This window comes from Bradyrhizobium erythrophlei (assembly GCF_900129505.1).
In the GTDB taxonomy this organism is placed as follows: domain Bacteria; phylum Pseudomonadota; class Alphaproteobacteria; order Rhizobiales; family Xanthobacteraceae; genus Bradyrhizobium; species Bradyrhizobium erythrophlei_D.
Genome location: NZ_LT670818.1, coordinates 6,116,095 through 6,133,317 on the forward strand (window position 1 = coordinate 6,116,095; position 17,223 = coordinate 6,133,317).

The following is a 17,223-nucleotide window of genomic DNA, read 5'->3' on the forward strand; positions in this document are numbered from 1 at the left end:
TCCTGGCACTCCCGCTGACTTTGATAGGTGTTACATCCATGGCCCATCCATCCGTTGCCCAAACACAGGCCACCTCGCCCACGGTCACCGGGGTGATGGTCATCCTCACGGTCAAGGCGGGCGTCACCCGCGAACAGGTTATGGCCGTCATGCCGGGCGAAATCCGGCAGACCGTGCAGCTTTATCTCAATGGGAAGGTTCGTGAATGGTACTCGCGTGGCGATGGGCGCGGAGTCGTCTTCTTGCTGGATTCCAGCGATGTCGCCGAGGCGCAGGCGATCATGGAGGGCCTGCCGCTGGCGAAGCAAAATCTGATGGACCATGAATACATCGCAGTCGGTCCGCTTTTGCCGCTCCGCTTGCTCATCGCCAATCCCTGAGCGCCCGCGAGCTGAACGCGTGCAATGCCCGCTTCCTTACTTCCGCATCTGGCGGGGTTCTCCCTGCGGCCGGAGGATCGGCGAGGCCCGGTGCTGATCGGACATATCACCCAGGGAGGAACGCATGACGCTCGAACTTAAGCTGCTGGTCTGGTCGATGGCGCTGGCTTTGGTTCAAATGCTCATCGCCCTCCTGGCCGCAATTGCGCAGGTTGGGATTTTGCCGCTCGTCGGCAACCGCGAAAAACTGCCGGCTTTTGACGGATGGGCAGGTCGCGCGCAGCGAGCGCACCGCAATATGCTGGAAAGCCTGACCATCTTCGCGGCACTCGTTCTGGTGGCACTGGTTGCGGGAAAGTCCAATGTCGTGACGGCGCTCGGTGCCCAATTGTTCTTCTGGAGCCGCCTGGCCTACGCGCCGGTTTACGTCATCGGGATTCCGTGGCTTCGCACCGGCTTGTGGGGCGTTTCGTTCGCAGGGTTATTGCAAATCCTCTCGCAACTTCTGTAGCAACACCAAATGCCGTCTCGCCTCCGACCAATCGACCCGACGGGCAAATCACTTCTGATTTGCCGAAATCGTGTCAAGCCCGGAAATCGAAAAGAATCAAAAATATTTCGCTTCCGTCGTCGAGCAAATCACCGGCATGACTCCGGTTGTCTCACCCGAGAGAGGGGCGGGTCGCGATCGTCACGAACGTTGCGGTGAGATGCGGTGGACGCTGAGGTCACGAAGACGAACGTGGCCAAGGCGGACGGCGAAGTCGTGTGGTCCTGACGCCCCGACGCTGGCGTCAAGTTGCGTGGAAATATCCGCGCGGCGATGGTGGCAAGAAAGCCGGTCACCAGGGAGAGCGCGCTATAAGCCGTAAAACCATTGCGCAGGGAAGGCCGGATTGCCTCCGCTGGACCTGTATGCTCGTGTGCGCTTTCTTGTTTCCATTTGCGCACGAGACCGCGGGTGCAGCGCGCACCCGGCTTTCCCTGCGCCCTCTGCCATTAGGAGGCGCAAAATATGGGCATAACTCGGGCGTCTCGCGCCGCGGGAACAAGCGCGCACATCTGTCAGCTGTTGAAAACTGTGACCGGCGCGATCCCAGGCGACGCATGTCTTGTCCGGCGTTTATCGGGCGGGCTATGATGGGACCTCGGAACCGCCGGGAACGACCAGTGGGCGTGATTTCGCAGCCTCGAATATGACCGGAGGGTTGCCAGATGGCGACGCCTGTTCCGCAGCCGCGCACTGGATCGCGTGACATGCGGTCGAACATCCTGAGACAGGACGATCTTGTCGATTTCTTCAGCCGTTCGGCCTGGAGCAAGGGCGGCGTCTATCAGGCCCAGGGACGCGTTTTGGCGCTGGAGGTCAGCGACGACCTCACGGAGATGCATGCCAGCGTCCGCGGAACGGAGCGGAAACCCTATTTGGTCGATATTTCCCTGAGCTACCGGGACGGCGAACTCGACGATATGGCCAGCGACTGCACGTGTTTCATCGGTTCCAGTTGCAAGCATGTCGCGGCGACCCTGCTCGAAGTCCTGCACGGGAAGGGAACGCTGACCGACGCGGCGCCCGCGTCGAAGCAGGGTACGCTTCCAGGTTTCGCCCGGCCTGAACCGCCGCCGGTGTTGGCGCCCGAACTAAACGACTGGCTGGAAAAGATCGGCAGTTCGATACGCGGCAACGACTACCCGGCGGATGTGCGCCAAAGGCTGCTCTATCGCGTACAACCTCATGCGCGGGAAGACCGGATGCCGCATCTGGCCGTGTCGCTGTTGTCGGTCAAGCTGCGCAAGGACGGTACGCTTTCCGACCATGTATCGCGTTCGAATCCAGGCACCAATATGGATCGGGCCCCGGCCTTCTACCGCGACGCGGACCTGGAGATCGTCAGTGGGCTGTCGCGGATATACCAGCCCTACGGACATGATGACCTCTACCTCATTGGTTCGGCCGGGCTGTTGCGTCAAATTGTGGATACCGGGCGCGCCTATTGGCGCGACCATAGGAGTTCGCCGTTGCAATGGGGCGGGATACGCGAAGGCCGCATCGAATGGCGTCAGGCCAGCAAGGCCGGCATGGCTTCATCCCTGGTCGTCGACGGCGCGGCCGCGCTGGGCGCCGAGCCGCCGGTCTATGTCGATGAAACATCCGGCACGGTCGGCACCGTCGAAACCGGTTTGCCGCCGCGTCTGGCGCACCGGATGCTGTCAGCCCCGCTGATTCCTCGCGCGCAGGTCGCGGAAGTGGCGCGTCGCCTCGGTCAGAAATTGCCGGCCGTCCATCATGGCGTCCTGCCGGCGCAGCCGGTCGCCGCGACGCCGATTGACGAGGATCCGACGCCGGTGCTCCGCCTGAAGCTGGCGCAGCCCGAGGTGAGCGGTTACTACTATTACACTCACGACAAACTCAAGCCGATGCCGGTCGCGCATCTCAGCTTTCGTTACGGCCCGGTGGAAATCGAGCTTTCCGAACGGGCCACCAAGGTCGAGGTATTCTACGCCGGAAAGGTCTTTGCGGTCTCCCGGCGGCGCGCGAGGGAAAAGGAAGCGCTCGGCCGCTTGTCCGATCTGGGCTTCGTCGCGGCGATATCGGCTCATCCATTTCTCGACGCCCGTCATCGCCATGATCTGACATTTCCGGAACCGTACGACTGGCTGGATTTTCTCAAGCTGGATGCCGGAGATTTGCGGGCACAAGGCTTCGAGATTCATGTCGACGATGAATTTCCGTACCGCTTGGCAGAGTCTGCGAGTGCATTTGATGCGGAATTCGAGAGCAGCGGGATCGATTGGTTCGAGCTGGGGGTCGGCATCGAGATCGACGGCGAGCGGCGCGACCTGACATCGATTTTGGCCGCCCTGGTCTCGACCCCAGGCTTCACCCCGGACCAGATCAGGTCTTTGGCCGAAAGCGGCGATCATTTTTATTTGCCGCTGGCTGATGGCCGGCATCTGTCACTGGCGGCGGATCGCTTCCTTCCGCTGGTGCTGGCGTTGCACACTTTGAATTTGAGCGGAGTTTTCGCCGGCGAGAGCGGCAAGATCAGGCTCTCGCGCGCGGATGTCGTGCCGCTTCTCGGCCTGGAAGGTCGGGACTTCGCTTTTAAAGGCGCCGACAATCTTCGCCGGATGGCTGGTTTGCTCCGCACCCAGGGGTTGGCCGACATCACTCTGCCACAGGCCTTCAAGGCCGAACTGCGGCCCTATCAGGCGCGCGGGGTGGCCTGGCTCGATCTGCTGCGTGAGAGCGGCCTGGGCGGTGTCCTGGCCGACGACATGGGTCTCGGCAAGACTATACAGACGCTGGCCTTGCTGGCGCTGGAAAATGAGCGGGGCAATCTGACAAGTCCGGCGCTCGTCGTGGCTCCCACCAGCCTGATGTCGAACTGGCTCAACGAGGCGCAGAAGTTTGCGCCCGAATTGAAGGTTCTCGTGCTTCATGGTGCCGGCCGCAAGCAGACCTTCGCGGCCATTGCCGAGCATGATGTGGTGCTGACCACTTATCCCTTGATCGCGCGCGATCACGAGGTTCTGCTGTCCCGCGAATGGCACATCGCCGTCCTCGACGAAGCGCAGACCATCAAGAATCCGAATGCCGCCACGACCCGCTGGCTGCGCGATATCAAGGCGAAACACCGCTTCTGCCTGACCGGGACTCCCATGGAAAATCATCTGGGGGAACTCTGGTCGATCATGAGTTTCGCCAATCCGGGTTTTCTCGGCGAAAAGGCCGCGTTCGCCCGCCAGTGGCGTACGCCAATCGAAAAGCGCGCCGACAAGAGCCGCGCGGCGGCACTGGCCCAGCGGGTCAAGCCGTTCCTGCTTCGCCGGACCAAGGCCGAGGTGGCGACCGAGCTGCCGCCCAAGACCGAGATCGTCGAGCGCATCATCCTGGAAGGCAGCCAGCGCGACCTCTACGATTCCGTTCGCCTGTCGATGTCGGCCAAGGTACGCGCGGCCATCAGGGAGCGCGGCCTCGGAAAGAGCCACATCGTGGTGCTCGAAGCCTTGTTGAGGATGCGGCAGGCGTGTTGCCATCCCGCGCTGCTGAAACTCGATGACGGGGTCGAGCGCCCGGCGGCCAAGCTCGACCGGCTGATGGAAATGGCGGACGAACTCCTGAGCGAGGGCCGCAAGATCATCATCTTCTCGCAATTCACGTCCATGATTGCGCTGATGCGCGTCAAGTTCGATGCAGCGAACGTCCGCTACAGCCTGCTGACCGGAGAAACCAAGGACCGCAAGCGCGCCATCGACGACTTCCAGAATGGCGTGAGCGACGTTTTCCTGATCAGCCTGAAGGCGGGGGGAGTGGGTCTCAACCTGACGGCGGCCGACACCGTGATTGTTTTCGATCCCTGGTGGAATCCGGCTGTCGAAGAGCAGGCGATCGACCGCGCGCACCGTATCGGGCAGGACAAGTCGGTGTTTGTCTACCGGCTGGTAGCTGCGGAGACCATCGAGGAGAAGATGGACGAACTCAAGGCCAGAAAGCGGGCGCTGGCCGACAGTCTGTTCGATCGCGACGGAGGCATCGGCTCGGCTCTCACGGAGGAAGACGTAAAGGCATTGTTCGACGTCTGAGGCGATGGACCTCGATGTTGCTTTCGTGATGGGCAGCCCGTCACACCGCCCCGGAGCCTCCCGCCACGATCTTCTCGTTCAGTTTCTGATCGACGATTTCGACCGTGCGATCGATCTCGGCGTTGGGCATGCCGAGCTGCTGCGAGATCAGTTTTACCAGGAGGTCGACCCGCTCGATGAAGGGCGCGCCGCCGGCGACCGCGCGGGCCGCCGAGGAGGGTTTTAGGAGGCTTTCCGCCGCCTTGGCGTATTTTGCGAAGGGCACCTGGTCCGCAGGATCAGCGCCCAGGCGCCGGGCGATGGTGTCGACATGGTCATAGATCGACTGCGAGAGCGTGAGATCACTGTGCACGGCGTCGCGGATCGGCCGCGGCTCGTGCAGCGTGATGCAGCGGTAATTCCCGGTCAGCAGCATCGACCATTTTGCCAGCGGCACGAACAGCGAATCGAATACCTTCAGCTTCACCGGAACGTCATGGCCGTCGAGCTTCACCGTATCGATGTCGGCTTCCAGCTCCCGCAGCAACTGGTTGTGTTTCTCGTCTTCGAAGGCCGCCGCCTTGAAGTTGGTCGGCAGGCCGACATGAAGCACATTCGCCGCTTCTTCCGGCGGACGGAAGGCCTGCGGATCGGGCGAGCACAGCGTCACCAGTCCCGGCTTGAACCGCTCCCAGATCTGGGCATTGGTGTAGGCCTCCTCGAGGTCCATGTCCGCCAGCGCCGGGATGCGCTTGAGATAGGGCAAAGGCGGCATGTTCATGATCGAAAGACACGGCAGCTTGGCCTCGGCGATCTTGATCATCAGCACCCGGATCGTGTGGTTGGTGTATTGCGGCTCCTGCATGGCAAGACCAACCAGGTCATAACGGGAAATGTCGACGTCGCCGGGCACAACCGCGTCCAGTTTCCCGGGCAGATCGCGCGAGAAAATCGCCCGGTGCATCGCCTCGTCCCGCAGCTTGATGCGAACTTCGGTGCCGTCGCGGTTGATCAGTTCTGCGGTCTTCGTCCGGCAAACCAGGGTCACGTTGTGACCTGCCATCAGCAGCTTGGTCGCCAGCAATGAGCCATACGAGGCTCCGAGGATCAGGATGTTGCGCGCCATATTGTCTCTTTTCCACCGACGATCCAACGTCCCGACCCAACGGCAGGTTGAAAATTTCAAGGATCCGCGTCGGTGCCTAGCGCAAATTGATAGACATGACAATCACGTAGCGGTTCTCCTGCGGATCCCTCAGCCGCTCGCGCTCGAGGCGGGACAGCCGCTTGATCCAGAACAGGCTGACGTCATGCGCGCGGCAGACGTGGGTATCCGTCGAGCGACGTCAGGGTTGGCCGATCGATCTGCAGCGTTCAGCGAGAGCGGTGCGAAACCTTTTGTTAACTCTCGCAAACTTGAAACGGCCTGAGGAACGACCAACGGCGGCAGCGATTTCTCCGCGGTGCATCCCAGAAATGGAGACTCCCCATGACGCGTTTGAATCTACTGAGCGCGGTCGCCTTGCTGGCCGTGATTCTGCCGCTCTCCACATCGAGCAGTCTTGCCCAGGGACCGGGCCCGTGCACCCGACCTGGCAATTCTGCCGTTGGTCCGGAAGGGCCCGCGATGAACAGCGGCCAATTGATGGCCGGCGTCGGCCAATGCCGGCGCATTGGAGGCTGGCACGACGCGCGGCGTCCGTACTGGAGGGGTGCTTATGGCGCGTATCGCCGGGGGCCCGCGCCTGGCTGGGAGACAACGGGTTTCGAGCGGGATTACTGAATAAACGGGGCTACCCTGTCCCGCCGGCTGTCCACGACGCGGCCGGTGCTCCCGGTAACGCCTTTAGCAAAACGAAAGTCGTGATCCGGGAGCAACCGGCTCGGAGGGTGGATTAGATCAGTAGCCCAACGGGTCCGTGCAAGGCGCGGCCTGATGGCAGGCTGCGGCGTGATCCACCGCGTCCTCTCATCGGGTCGTGCCGGCAATGGTGGGCTACGCATTCGCCAGCCCGCCTACGGACTCCGCGACACCTTCTCGAAGCGCTTGATCAGCCGCTCGCGCTTGAGGCGGGACAGCCGCTTGATCCAGAACAGGCCGTTCAGCTGATCGATCTCATGCTGGTGGCAGACCGCGCGCAGGCTCTCCGATTCCTCGGTCTGCAGGTTGCCGTGGAGGTCGCGATAGCTGATGCGGACGCGCGCATGACGCGTGACGTGGTCGTTGACGCCGGGCATCGAGACGCTGCCTTCCTGATGCAGGATCATCTCGGGCGAAGCCCAAACGATCTCCGGATTGACATAGGTCCGCGCATCGTCGACGGGGTCGAGGTCGAGCACCACGACCCGCAGCGAAATGCCGATGTGCGGCGCGGTGATCCCGATCCCCGGCGCGGCGTGCAGGGTCTCCAGCAGGTCGTGCGCCAGCTCGCGCAACGCGCCGTCGAACGCGGTCACCGGCTGCGCCGGGAGCGCGAGCCGGGGGTCGGGATAACGGATAATGGCGCGGATGGTCATGATCTCTGCGATGGATGTCCGCGATGCTGGCTCCGTGCCGATGTACACGCAGGACCGACGTATCGATCACAGGTTTCCGGCAGATCGCGGCCGAGCGCAACACCAAATCCGTACATTGTCGGGGGCTTCCCACGGGCGTATCCTCAAGCCAATCCCCAATCGCCTGCAGCGTGGGGCGACACCGGATTGGCGCGATCGGCAATAGCGCCCTACATTTTAGAACAGCGTACAGCATAGTGAACTCAGTGGTCCCGAAATGACAGCCGGAAGCGTAGGTGGGAGATTGAGATGGATGATCGAACCGTGTGGGCGGCGCTGGAGCGCCATTGGAATGCGTCGGACGCAAGCGATTTCGAGGTCGAACATGAAATCTACCGCGAGGATGCCGTGCTTGATTATCCGCAATCGGGCGAGCGGATCCGCGGACGGCACAACATTCAAGCAAGCCGGTTCGTCCAGCCGAACAAGAAGCGCTTTACGGTCCGGCGGATGATCGGCAGCGGCGATCTCTGGGTCACTGAGTTCATCCTTGCCTATGACGGCACACCGTCCTACGCGGTGAGCATCATGGAATTTCGCGAAGGACTGGTGGCCAACGAAACGCAATATTTCGCCGATCGGTTTGACCCTGCACCGTCGCGTGCGCATCTCGTTGAGCGGGTGGACGAAATCAAATCATTCTAGATGCATCGCCGGGCAGAATCCGGATCGACGTTGATATAGACGAGATGTCGTTGGGGCTTGTCCCCCCTGCCTTCGACGACTGCTCGTGGCAAAGTTGAGACTGATGCGCAAGTCCACCACGCCCTCTCGTCGAGCAGGAGTTGTGTTCGTCTCAGAACACGTCGATCGTCGGGAAACGAGGCTCCCCTGTGATGCAGTCCCAAAGGTAAATGGCAAGGCCGACGTCCCCGGTCCAAAGGGAATACCGCCCGCGGCCAACGACGAGCTGAGAGCCGCGATACTGGACGATGGCCGTCATGGCGAATTGGCGTGCGCGGTCGAGCCAGATCGGGTCTTTGGTGCGGCGGTAGAGCTTGAGGAATGCGTAGCCGTTCCCACCCGTGCCGTGGCAAAGGTTCGAGCCCTTGGTCAGCGGTCCGGCGGCCCAGCTGAAGCGACCGGCATCCAAAAGAAGTGCGTCAAGCTCGGGGCTAGCGAAGGGCGCATCCGCAAAGGTCGTCACCATACCGGGCGCACCGTGACAGTGCTGGCACATCCTTGGCGGTGTCGCGCGCTTGCTTCTCGCGCCCCACGTGGTCCCAACTTCAGACCGCCACGCATTCGCCGCAAGGGTCTTCGGCACAAACTCGGCCACCTGCGCTTGCTGCGGCGGCGTCAACCAATTCCACCCGCGCAACAACGGGATGACATTGCCGGCAAAACCGTGAACGGGCCCGAGCCAACGGTCGCGCTCACCATAAAGATCCTGCGTCCATAATGGACCTTGCCGCGTGTCCTCCAGATCGGCCAACAGGCGCGCCGCCTGCACTTCGAACAGGCCGCGCCATCGCGTTTCCTGCGTCATCTCGGCCATGTGGATTGCGGCGACCATGGACCCGGGCATGCCCCACATCAGCTCCCGGATCGGCAGTCCAATATTTGCTTCGGCGCGCCGATGCACGAGATCAGCGAGGCTCGATGTGGGCGCAAGGCGCATCGCGAGAAGGGCGGCGCCCATGTCGCCACGGAGCAGCGAGCCATGTTTCTCGTAATCGGCCGGCGAATTGGTTTCGAAGTCGGCGATCGTCCGCTCCAGAAGCTTCGGCAGAGCTGGGCGAAAGTCTTCAGCGACGCGGGTAGCACCGACGCGATGTAAATAGTCCAGCGCCCAAATGACACCGGCCGCGCCCTTGTAGAAACTGGGGTCACCGTCGCTGCCGCCATCGTCACTGGGGTGAGCCGGCCAGAACCTGTCGGGATCGAAATGGGCGATTGCATCGGCCGCGATTTCTTCGATCGCAGCCCGGACAGCCGATTCACTCCAGGCGTCATGGACAAGCGGACGATGACGACCGAGGACGATCATGCCTGAGGGCTTCCTGAGCTTCAGACGAGGGAAGTGAAGATCGCGCGATTGAACGGAACGTACGAGCGGGCCGTCGGGCCCTTTCTCGGACGGTCGCGGCCCAACCGATTTAATGCTACGAATTGTAGCAGTGAACTTTTCACACCGCAAGGACCGCCGGCTTCGGCGTGCGTGTCGGCTGAACGGGCTGGTGTTGCGCGGGGGTTTGAAGTGAAGAGCCGCTTACGGGCGTTTTTTTGTTGGGCAAGAATGCTTGTAAACAACGTTATGTCTGGAGGTGGGCCGTGGAGAGACATTGAACTATGAATATCCGCGCGCAAATTGCCCAGCGTCATGACCATCGGGTTCCTCGCGATGGCTTTCACTAGCGTGATCCGGGGCGCCTTGTCCGACCGGCTGGGGCCGCTGCCATTGGACCTGGAATGGACCTAGGTCCTCGGAGCTTCGACAATCAAGATTCTGCCGAAAACGCCGGATATCTATAATGGCGTGTCAAAGAAAGAAAAATGGCATGTCAAAGGACGAAAACCCCTTGGTGCCTGACGTTGTTGCTTTGCGACCTTTCGTGCCCGCCAAGGACTTTGAAACAAGCTTGCGCTTCTTTGTCGACCTCGGCTTTCGCGCCTATCGGCTTGGCGATCTGCTCGCCTCGATGCACATCGGACCGTTCGCGTTCCTGTTGCAGGGACGACCAAATGACGATGAGCGCTTCGCTACCAATTTCATGATGCACATGCTTGTAGATGACATCGATGCTTGGTGGTCGCGCATTGCTTCTCTTGACCTCTCAGAGCGCTACGGTGTGAAGGCTCCGAGTGCGCCTGCGCTGCAGCCATGGGGCCTCGTGGTCACTTATGTCTGGGATCCGTCGGGTGTGCTTTGGCATATCGCGAAAAAGCCAACCGACTCTGACAATTGACAGCCAATCCACGGTTATCGCGCAGTTCACGTGCAACAGGCTCCGGTTCACTTCCGGTCCGGCACATTTCGGATCTCGTGCGATGTCCGGCTTCAGTCCGGAATGCGCACCAAAGCGGACGTCCGACGACCATTCCGAATTTATGGGTTCATATCCTGGCATGACCGGGGGCTGGGTGCTTCACTATTGTGCGATCCGCGCTAACATTGGTCGCAGCGACCCGTGCCCGGAAAAATAATCGGGCACGCCGATCAACCTGTCGGTTCCATCCCATCCCGTTCGTCTTGCATTCGGAAAGACGCATTGGAGATCAGGAATGACCAATTCTCTCTATCGGTGGGTGATTGTCGCGGCCGGGGGTCTGCTCGGCTGTGTCGCAATCGGCGGCATGTTCTCGTTGCCGGTGTTTCTGCAGCCGATCGCGCGCGATACCGGCTGGTCGGTCACCGGCGTGTCCAGCGCCATGACCATCGGCTTCCTTGCCATGGCTTTCACCAGCATGATCTGGGGCACCTTGTCCGACCGGCTGGGGCCGCTGCCGGTGGTGCTGACCGGCTCGGTGGTGCTGGCGGCGAGCCTGGGGCTCGCGAGTCTCGCGACATCGCTGGTCGCGTTTCAGTTCATCTTCGGGCTGATGGTCGGTGCCGCCACCGCCGCGATCTTTGCGCCGATGATGGCATGCGTCACCGGCTGGTTCGACACCCATCGAAGCCTGGCGGTGTCGCTGGTTTCCGCGGGGATGGGTATGGCGCCGATGACCATGTCGCCGCTCGCCGCCTGGCTGGTCTCGCACCATGACTGGCGCACCTCGATGCAGATCGTGGCCCTGGTCGTCGCTGCCATCATGATCCCGGTCTCGCTGCTGGTGCGCCGGGCGCCGGCGCTTGAAAGTGCGCCGTCCGCGCCATCGGGCGATCCGGCGAATACGGAGATGTCGCTGGCGCAGGCGCTGCGCTCGCCGCAATTCATCATCCTGCTGTTGACCAATTTCTTCTGCTGCGCCACCCATTCGGGTCCCATCATCCATACCGTCAGCTACGCCGTCAGTTGCGGCATACCGATGATCGCCGCCGTCACCATCTACAGTGTGGAAGGCCTCGCAGGAATGGGCGGCCGCATCGCCTTCGGCCTGCTCGGCGATCGCTTCGGCGCCAAGCGGGTGCTGGTGCTGGGCCTGCTGGCCCAGGCGTTCGGTGCGCTCGGTTACGTCTTCGTGCGCGAACTCGCCGCGTTCTACGCCGTGGCGGCGGTGTTCGGCTTCATCTATGCCGGGACCATGCCACTCTATTCCGTTTTGGCACGTGAGAACTTCCCGCTGCGGATGATGGGCACCGTGATCGGCGGCACGGCCATGGCCGGGAGCCTCGGCATGGCGACCGGACCGCTGGCCGGAGGTCTGATCTACGACACCTTTGCCAGCTACGCTTGGCTCTATATCGGCTCATGGATCATGGGATTAGGCGCTTTCCTGATCGCCTTGACGTTCAGGCCGGTGCCGACGGCGCATCCTGCGGCGGTGAAGTCCGGCGAAGCCTTGGCGTAGCCGGGTGACGGCGTGAGCTTGGCGCTCTTAGACACCGCTGATGCAGCTGTCATTGCCTGCGACCTACGCCAAGCGTTTGCGCAGGGGAGCGATAGCGACGAAGCAATCCATGTTTCCGCCAGCTGCGCTATGGATTGCTTCGCGGAGCTTGTCATCGGGCGCGCGCATTCGCGCGACCCGTTGGCTCGCAATGAAAAAGTTGAAGCTTCGGTGCGACAAAACAACCCGACGGGCAAATCACCAAAAGTCTGTCCATCCCCTCGCGCAAAAATATTCCGCTTAACACGTCGGGCAAATCAGTGATTTTAATCCGCGCGTCTCACCCGAAAGAGGGGCGGCTCGCGATCGTCACGAACGTTGCGGTGAGATGCGGTGGACGCTGAGGTCATGAAGACGAACGTGGCTTAAGCGGACGGCGAAGTCGTGTGGTCCTGTAGTCCAGTGATTTTTTCGACGTGCGAAAAGTGATAGAAGCCCGTAAAAATCAGGTACTTATCCGACATGTGCTGAAAAACAAACGGCACGCTCTTTTCCGGGCAGGCCCCAATAGGCCCTAGACCGCTTGACCCTTGAAAGGGGACATCGAACGCTCGCACGGCGATGTCTGCTTTGTGCCATCACCGGACTCCTGCATCGCAGCAATTGTGTCCTCTTCGATCACCTTGCCGGGCGCGCCTGACGAGCAGTGCTGGAACGAGATCAGGCGTCGCCGACGGTTACTTTCCCCGCGCGTGCTGTCGAACACGCTCAGCACGGCAAGTGTCATGGCCTCAACACCGGTTTCAATGGTCGGCTTCGGCACCGGCGCGAATAAGGGCGAGTTGGTTGCCCGGCAATTGCAGGCCGTCGCCCTCGCGGGCCGCGCGGCGACGCGCTCCGGCTCATAGACGCCGGAAGAACATCGAGGGCACGCCGCCCGCATCTCGGCAGCCAATTTAGCCGCGCGGTCTTCTCTTAGACCGGACGCAACAGCGGACATCGCGCTTCGTAACCCGCTGCCCCCTATGCCGCCAGGGCAAAAAACCGGAAACCGGCTACCGCGAGGTTGTCGGGAGATACCTGAACCGGCTCGCTAACCGTCTCTGACTCTGCCAACAGAAGGCAGGTCGGACAGTTGAACAGATGCAGATTGGTTGCCGGGATAAATCTAACAAGCTCCGACCGACACCACTGCATCTCGATGCCGCAGGTTGGGCAGGTTGGCGCTTCACGGTCTTCCAGCGAGTGCTTCAGTCTGTCCATCACAACCCTCCCCAGGTCGAGTGATGAAAGCCCCAAGCCCAACAGGCAAAGCCTTGAGTCGCAGGTTTGACGCGTTATCTGCTACCTTGTTCACGACTTTTTCTAGGCGTCTTCTAGGCATCACTCGGACTGACCGTCGCCTGTTCCGGGAGGAGAACCCACGGTCTATGCAGCGAAAGTGCGTAGTGCGGCGGTCATCAACTTCACATAGGCAACACGACTCTTCTTGTTGGCGAATGCTACGGCCGCCGCTCGACGCCGAGCTTGCGCACGTGGCGGATGACTAGCCTTTACGAACAAATTAACTTCTGGTCAGGGTCAAAAGGCGACATTCCAACGTGACCAGCGCATGTCTGCTTCGCCCCAAAAGCAGAAACGGCTGGTTTTGGCATAAGCCCACGACGGACTAGGCGAAGCAGCGACGGCCTTTGCCCCGGCCACGGTTCGGATTGAATTCATCGACCGCGTGCTGCCACGCGATGATCTCATCCTCAAACCAAACCCTGCGGTTCGGCGAGATGTAAGTCGATTTGGGAAACCGGCCTGCCTTTTCCATCCGGTAGAGCGTGGTGCGGCCGACCGGGACGATCTCCAAAACCTGCTTTTCGCTCAGCATGCGACGCGGCGCTGATTTATCCGGTGCCACATCTTCCGTTTCGGCCTTCGGTTGTCTCGCAGCGATCATCGCAACTCCTTACCGTCAACCTATCAGGCCAACCGCAAAATCTCATTCGACCGTGTTATTTGGATTTGTGCATCCCACGCCACTCCGCGCAATCCACCTACAGAACGCCGCGCGCAAATTCCGTTCGATAACTACGTCGCAGGCCAGCGTTGCAACTGCCGATGCTCCTGATCTGTGAACAGCAATCGCGAATAGGCAACTTATCAACGGCAATTGCGCCAAATAGCGTTCGATAACTATCTTCCCAAATCCCGAAAATGCTCTAGCTAGGACGCGCCCTGACGTGATGGGGCGCACGTCGAAATGCATTGGCGTGCTCACTCTAGAAGAAGGAGCGCGACTAATGTCTCGCAAACTGCTTTTGTTTCCTGAACTGCGCGACCGCGGCGTTCCGTTTGGCCGCCGACACGTAGATCGTCTCGAAGCCGAAGGCAAATTCCCTAAACGCGTGCCCATCGGCATGCGTCGCGTCGGTTGGGTTGCCGCCGAGATCGATGATTGGGTGAACGCCGCGATCTCCGCGCGCGCGCAGCAGCCGGAAAACCGCGGCTCGCAAACTGCTCGCTCCATACGCGGCTGCGACCAGTCAGTCACCATCAGTTCGTTCATCTAGAACGCAAAACCCCTAGGGCCTCGGGAAAGGCCGCTAGGGGCGTAGATTTCTGTGAACTCTGGAAAGATCACCCATGTTTGATACCACACAGACCGACATCATTGCAAAGCGCTTTGCGGACTTTGCGGCCAGCTCTGCCGAGTCCATCGCCAGCGCCCCCCTGTACGAGCCGTGGGAGAAATGGCCGCGCTCCGGCACGCCGGAAGCCATTGCACTCCAGTACACTCAGCGCGACTGGAACCCTGTGCCGATTGCGTTTCGGCAGAAAAAGCCGACCGGCAATGATTGGCAGCATCGCGTCATTACCGGAAGCCAGGTTCACCGCTTCTTCGGCGACAAGCCGCAGAACATCGGTGTGCAGCTCGGCCTGAAGTCGCGCGGGCTGACCGATATTGATCTGGACTGCAACGAAGCCATTGTGATCGCGTCGGCAGTGTTGCCGCCGACCACCGCGATCTTCGGTCGGGCGTCGAAGCGCAACAGTCACTTCTTGTATTACACGACGCTGGCCGCCAAGCAGGACAAGGCTGTCCTGCAGTTCAAGGACCCGGTTACTAAGGCAATGTTGCTTGAAGTCCGTATTGGCGGAGGTGACAAGGGCGCGCAAACCGTGTTCCCCGGTTCCGTACATGAGGACAGCGGCGAACCGATCAAATGGGAGCAAGACGGGGACCCGGAGCAGGTTGATGGTGAGGAGCTCGTGCGCCTCGCCAAGCGGCTCGCAGCGCTTTCGTCGTTCGCGCGCAATTGGCCTGCCGAAGGCGGCCGCCATGATGCGGCGCTGACCATTGGCGGCTTTCTCGCCCGGTGCGGGTTTGATCTCGCCTACGTCAAGCTGTGCGCCGAGTGGGTCGCCCGGGCAGCGAACGATGAAGATTGGCGTGATCGCATTAGAGCCGCTCACGACGCGGCAATTGCCTATCAGGGAGGCGACCGGACGCGCGGCTACCCTGCGATGAAGGAGCTGTTTGGCGAGAAGATCGCCGACCAGGCTGTCGAGTGGCTGGATTACAAAGGAGCGCGTGAGGACGAACGTCAATCCGGGTTTCGTGATCAGGGTAATGGGGGGCGTTCCGCCGCTTCGGTGGCAGCCCCCAACGATATCGTGACAGAAGACAGCGCCGCACAGGAATTTGTGGACCAACACGGCAATGCTCTCCGTTACTGCCACACGCGAGGCTCTTGGTATCAATGGAATGGCACCTGCTGGAAGCTGGATGGCACCGGCCGCGCGTTTGACTTCGCTCGCAAGTTGGCCCGTCGGCTTTCGGAGGATCAGGACGTTCGGAAGCGCTACATTACCAACAAGACCAACTTCTCCGCTGGCGTCGAACGCTTTTCGAAGCACGATCAGACGGTTGCCGTGACGAGCGATTATTGGGACGGCGATCCGTGGTTGCTCGGCACGCCGGGAGGCACCGTCGATCTGCGGACCGGCAAGTTGCGCCCCAGCTCGCCTCAGGACGGCATCACGAAAACCACCGCCGTGTCCCCGGACAACAGCGGTTGTCCGCTCTGGCTCGCCTTCCTCAAGGAGGCGACCAACGGCGATGATGGTCTGATCCGCTTCTTGCAGCAGTGGTGCGGCTATTCACTGACCGGCGTCACGCTGGAGCACGCCTTGCTGTTCGTCTACGGCACGGGCGGCAATGGCAAGAGCGTGTATCTCAACACCACCACGTGGATCTTGAAGGACTACGCCGTCGCCTCCGCAATGGAGACGTTCACCGCCTCCAACAATGACAAGCATCCGACCGACCTCGCGATGCTGTGCGGTGCCCGGTTGGTGACGGCATCGGAGACGGAGGCAGGCCGCGCCTGGGCCGAAGCCCGCATCAAGCAGATGACCGGCGGTGACCCCATCACGGCCCGTTTCATGCGCCGCGACTTCTTCACCTATGTCCCCCAGTTCAAGCTGACCATCATCGGCAATCACAAGCCGACCCTGAACAACGTCGATGAGGCGGCACGCCGCCGCTTCAACATCGTGCCTTTCATCCACAAGCCCTCCGAGCCCGACCGGCAGCTTCCCGAAAAGCTGATGGCCGAAGCCCCTGCCATCCTGCGGTGGATGATCGACGGCTGCCTCGACTGGCAGGAGAACGGCCTTGTCCGTCCTACCAGCGTGATCGAGGCGACCGAGGAGTACTTCAGCGATCAGGAGGTCTTCCCGCGCTGGCTGGAGGAGGAATGCATCACGGGTGGCACCGTCTCCGAAGCCAGCAGTGTGCTCTACCGCGCTTGGTCGGAGTATGCACGGTCAGTCGGCGCTAAGCCCGGCACGCAGGCCGACTTCAAGGAAAGCATGCGCAAGGCGGGGTTCGCTTATCGCAAGCGGAACAACGTGCGGGAGTTTTGCAGCGTTAAGCTGAAAACGACCGACGTGGATGAGTAAGCGGAGTTAGTGTGGCAGGCGTGGCAAGCGTGACGGCTCTTTCTATTAGCTCCTACACGCACGCGCGTGTGGAGGACTATAAGGGGGGAGCCTGTCACGGTTGTCACGGTTGCCACGCAGCGGCCGCACAGAAAGCCGTTCCCGGGCGGGTCCTTCCTGAAAGGGGCGCTGGGCGGGTCACGCCGCAGCGCAATACAAAAATAGTGATAGCCCGGCATTGGGGCCTTGATAAGAAAAATGGCGACAACGGCTGACGCTGCGGCGATATCCAGCTCGCGTTGCGGACCACGCGAACAACGCCAGCAAATATTTTTTTAAAGAAGCTGTTTGCGCT

14 protein-coding genes are annotated in these 17,223 nt (G+C 61.2%); 9 read left to right on the forward strand and 5 right to left on the reverse strand.

From position 1 onward, the window contains the following. Positions 1-38: 38 nt before the first annotated feature. The 3 genes from B5525_RS28295 to B5525_RS28305 all read left to right on the forward strand — a co-directional run bounded on the left by B5525_RS28295 (position 39) and on the right by B5525_RS28305 (position 4,967). On the forward strand, positions 39-380 hold the full coding sequence (locus B5525_RS28295) for a hypothetical protein (protein WP_244567612.1): 342 nt from the start codon (positions 39-41) through the stop codon (positions 378-380). Between the two features lie 124 nt (positions 381-504). Further along, the gene (locus B5525_RS28300) at positions 505-891 is read left to right on the forward strand and encodes an MAPEG family protein (protein WP_079568950.1); all 387 of its coding nucleotides are present in this window, start codon (positions 505-507) and stop codon (positions 889-891) included. A 704-nt stretch (positions 892-1,595) separates the two neighbouring features. Beyond that, entirely contained in the window at positions 1,596-4,967 is a 3,372-nt protein-coding gene (locus tag B5525_RS28305; RefSeq protein WP_244567613.1) for a DEAD/DEAH box helicase, read from the forward strand. A 40-nt stretch (positions 4,968-5,007) separates the two neighbouring features. Here the strand turns inward: B5525_RS28305 and B5525_RS28310 are convergent, their stop codons facing one another. Together B5525_RS28310 and B5525_RS28315 are read right to left on the reverse strand one after the other, a co-directional pair. After that, positions 5,008-6,072 (reverse strand): ketopantoate reductase family protein, encoded by a 1,065-nt coding sequence (locus tag B5525_RS28310; RefSeq protein ID WP_079568951.1) that lies wholly within the window; start codon positions 6,070-6,072, stop codon positions 5,008-5,010. 890 nt (positions 6,073-6,962) lie between these two features. Then, the gene (locus B5525_RS28315) at positions 6,963-7,463 is read right to left on the reverse strand and encodes a peptide deformylase (RefSeq protein WP_079573885.1); all 501 of its coding nucleotides are present in this window, start codon (positions 7,461-7,463) and stop codon (positions 6,963-6,965) included. Positions 7,464-7,751: 288 nt separating this feature from the next. Here B5525_RS28315 and B5525_RS28320 point away from each other — a divergent pair, with 288 nt between their 5' ends. Then, complete coding sequence (locus B5525_RS28320; RefSeq protein WP_079568952.1) at positions 7,752-8,147, forward strand: nuclear transport factor 2 family protein; 396 nt, start codon at positions 7,752-7,754, stop codon at positions 8,145-8,147. Between the two features lie 151 nt (positions 8,148-8,298). Here B5525_RS28320 and B5525_RS28325 read toward each other — a convergent pair whose 3' ends face one another. Next, the gene (locus B5525_RS28325) at positions 8,299-9,492 is read right to left on the reverse strand and encodes a lanthionine synthetase C family protein (RefSeq protein ID WP_079568953.1); all 1,194 of its coding nucleotides are present in this window, start codon (positions 9,490-9,492) and stop codon (positions 8,299-8,301) included. Positions 9,493-10,003: 511 nt separating this feature from the next. Between B5525_RS28325 and B5525_RS28330 the strand changes: the two genes are divergently transcribed. The 3 genes from B5525_RS28330 to B5525_RS44510 all read left to right on the forward strand — a co-directional run bounded on the left by B5525_RS28330 (position 10,004) and on the right by B5525_RS44510 (position 12,841). Beyond that, the gene (locus B5525_RS28330; RefSeq protein ID WP_079568954.1) at positions 10,004-10,411 is read left to right on the forward strand and encodes a VOC family protein; all 408 of its coding nucleotides are present in this window, start codon (positions 10,004-10,006) and stop codon (positions 10,409-10,411) included. A 316-nt stretch (positions 10,412-10,727) separates the two neighbouring features. Then, positions 10,728-11,954 carry an MFS transporter gene (locus tag B5525_RS28335; protein ID WP_079568955.1) on the forward strand — a complete coding sequence of 409 codons (1,227 nt, stop codon included), beginning with the start codon at positions 10,728-10,730 and terminating at the stop codon, positions 11,952-11,954. A gap of 569 nt (positions 11,955-12,523) precedes the next feature. After that, entirely contained in the window at positions 12,524-12,841 is a 318-nt protein-coding gene (locus B5525_RS44510; protein WP_154073479.1) for a hypothetical protein, read from the forward strand. Between the two features lie 115 nt (positions 12,842-12,956). On the opposite strand, the gene B5525_RS44515 is transcribed toward B5525_RS44510, so the two are convergent. Together B5525_RS44515 and B5525_RS28345 are read right to left on the reverse strand one after the other, a co-directional pair. Further along, entirely contained in the window at positions 12,957-13,196 is a 240-nt protein-coding gene (locus tag B5525_RS44515) for a hypothetical protein (protein ID WP_154073480.1), read from the reverse strand. Between the two features lie 406 nt (positions 13,197-13,602). Beyond that, positions 13,603-13,881, reverse strand: coding sequence for a helix-turn-helix transcriptional regulator (locus tag B5525_RS28345; RefSeq protein ID WP_079568957.1), 279 nt, complete (start codon positions 13,879-13,881; stop codon positions 13,603-13,605). 286 nt (positions 13,882-14,167) lie between these two features. Between B5525_RS28345 and B5525_RS28350 the strand changes: the two genes are divergently transcribed. Both B5525_RS28350 and B5525_RS28355 read left to right on the forward strand, forming a co-directional pair. Continuing rightward, positions 14,168-14,494, forward strand: a complete 327-nt coding sequence (locus B5525_RS28350) for a helix-turn-helix transcriptional regulator (RefSeq protein WP_154073890.1) — start codon at positions 14,168-14,170, stop codon at positions 14,492-14,494. 73 nt (positions 14,495-14,567) lie between these two features. Continuing rightward, positions 14,568-16,889: a phage/plasmid primase, P4 family gene (locus B5525_RS28355; protein WP_079568959.1), complete on the forward strand. Its 2,322-nt coding sequence runs from the start codon at positions 14,568-14,570 to the stop codon at positions 16,887-16,889. Positions 16,890-17,223 lie beyond the last annotated feature (334 nt).

Excerpts from the sequence above, each read along its gene's own strand:
- B5525_RS28295 (WP_244567612.1), top strand. The coding sequence starts at position 39 with ATGGCCCATCCATCCGTTGCCCAAACACAGGCCACCTCGCCCACGGTC.
- B5525_RS28300 (WP_079568950.1), top strand. The coding sequence starts at position 505 with ATGACGCTCGAACTTAAGCTGCTGGTCTGGTCGATGGCGCTGGCTTTG.
- B5525_RS28305 (WP_244567613.1), top strand. The coding sequence starts at position 1,596 with ATGGCGACGCCTGTTCCGCAGCCGCGCACTGGATCGCGTGACATGCGG.
- B5525_RS28310 (WP_079568951.1), bottom strand. The coding sequence starts at position 6,072 with ATGGCGCGCAACATCCTGATCCTCGGAGCCTCGTATGGCTCATTGCTG.
- B5525_RS28315 (WP_079573885.1), bottom strand. The coding sequence starts at position 7,463 with ATGACCATCCGCGCCATTATCCGTTATCCCGACCCCCGGCTCGCGCTC.
- B5525_RS28320 (WP_079568952.1), top strand. The coding sequence starts at position 7,752 with ATGGATGATCGAACCGTGTGGGCGGCGCTGGAGCGCCATTGGAATGCG.
- B5525_RS28325 (WP_079568953.1), bottom strand. The coding sequence starts at position 9,492 with ATGATCGTCCTCGGTCGTCATCGTCCGCTTGTCCATGACGCCTGGAGT.
- B5525_RS28330 (WP_079568954.1), top strand. The coding sequence starts at position 10,004 with ATGTCAAAGGACGAAAACCCCTTGGTGCCTGACGTTGTTGCTTTGCGA.
- B5525_RS28335 (WP_079568955.1), top strand. The coding sequence starts at position 10,728 with ATGACCAATTCTCTCTATCGGTGGGTGATTGTCGCGGCCGGGGGTCTG.
- B5525_RS44515 (WP_154073480.1), bottom strand. The coding sequence starts at position 13,196 with ATGGACAGACTGAAGCACTCGCTGGAAGACCGTGAAGCGCCAACCTGC.
- B5525_RS28345 (WP_079568957.1), bottom strand. The coding sequence starts at position 13,881 with ATGATCGCTGCGAGACAACCGAAGGCCGAAACGGAAGATGTGGCACCG.
- B5525_RS28350 (WP_154073890.1), top strand. The coding sequence starts at position 14,168 with ATGGGGCGCACGTCGAAATGCATTGGCGTGCTCACTCTAGAAGAAGGA.
- B5525_RS28355 (WP_079568959.1), top strand. The coding sequence starts at position 14,568 with ATGTTTGATACCACACAGACCGACATCATTGCAAAGCGCTTTGCGGAC.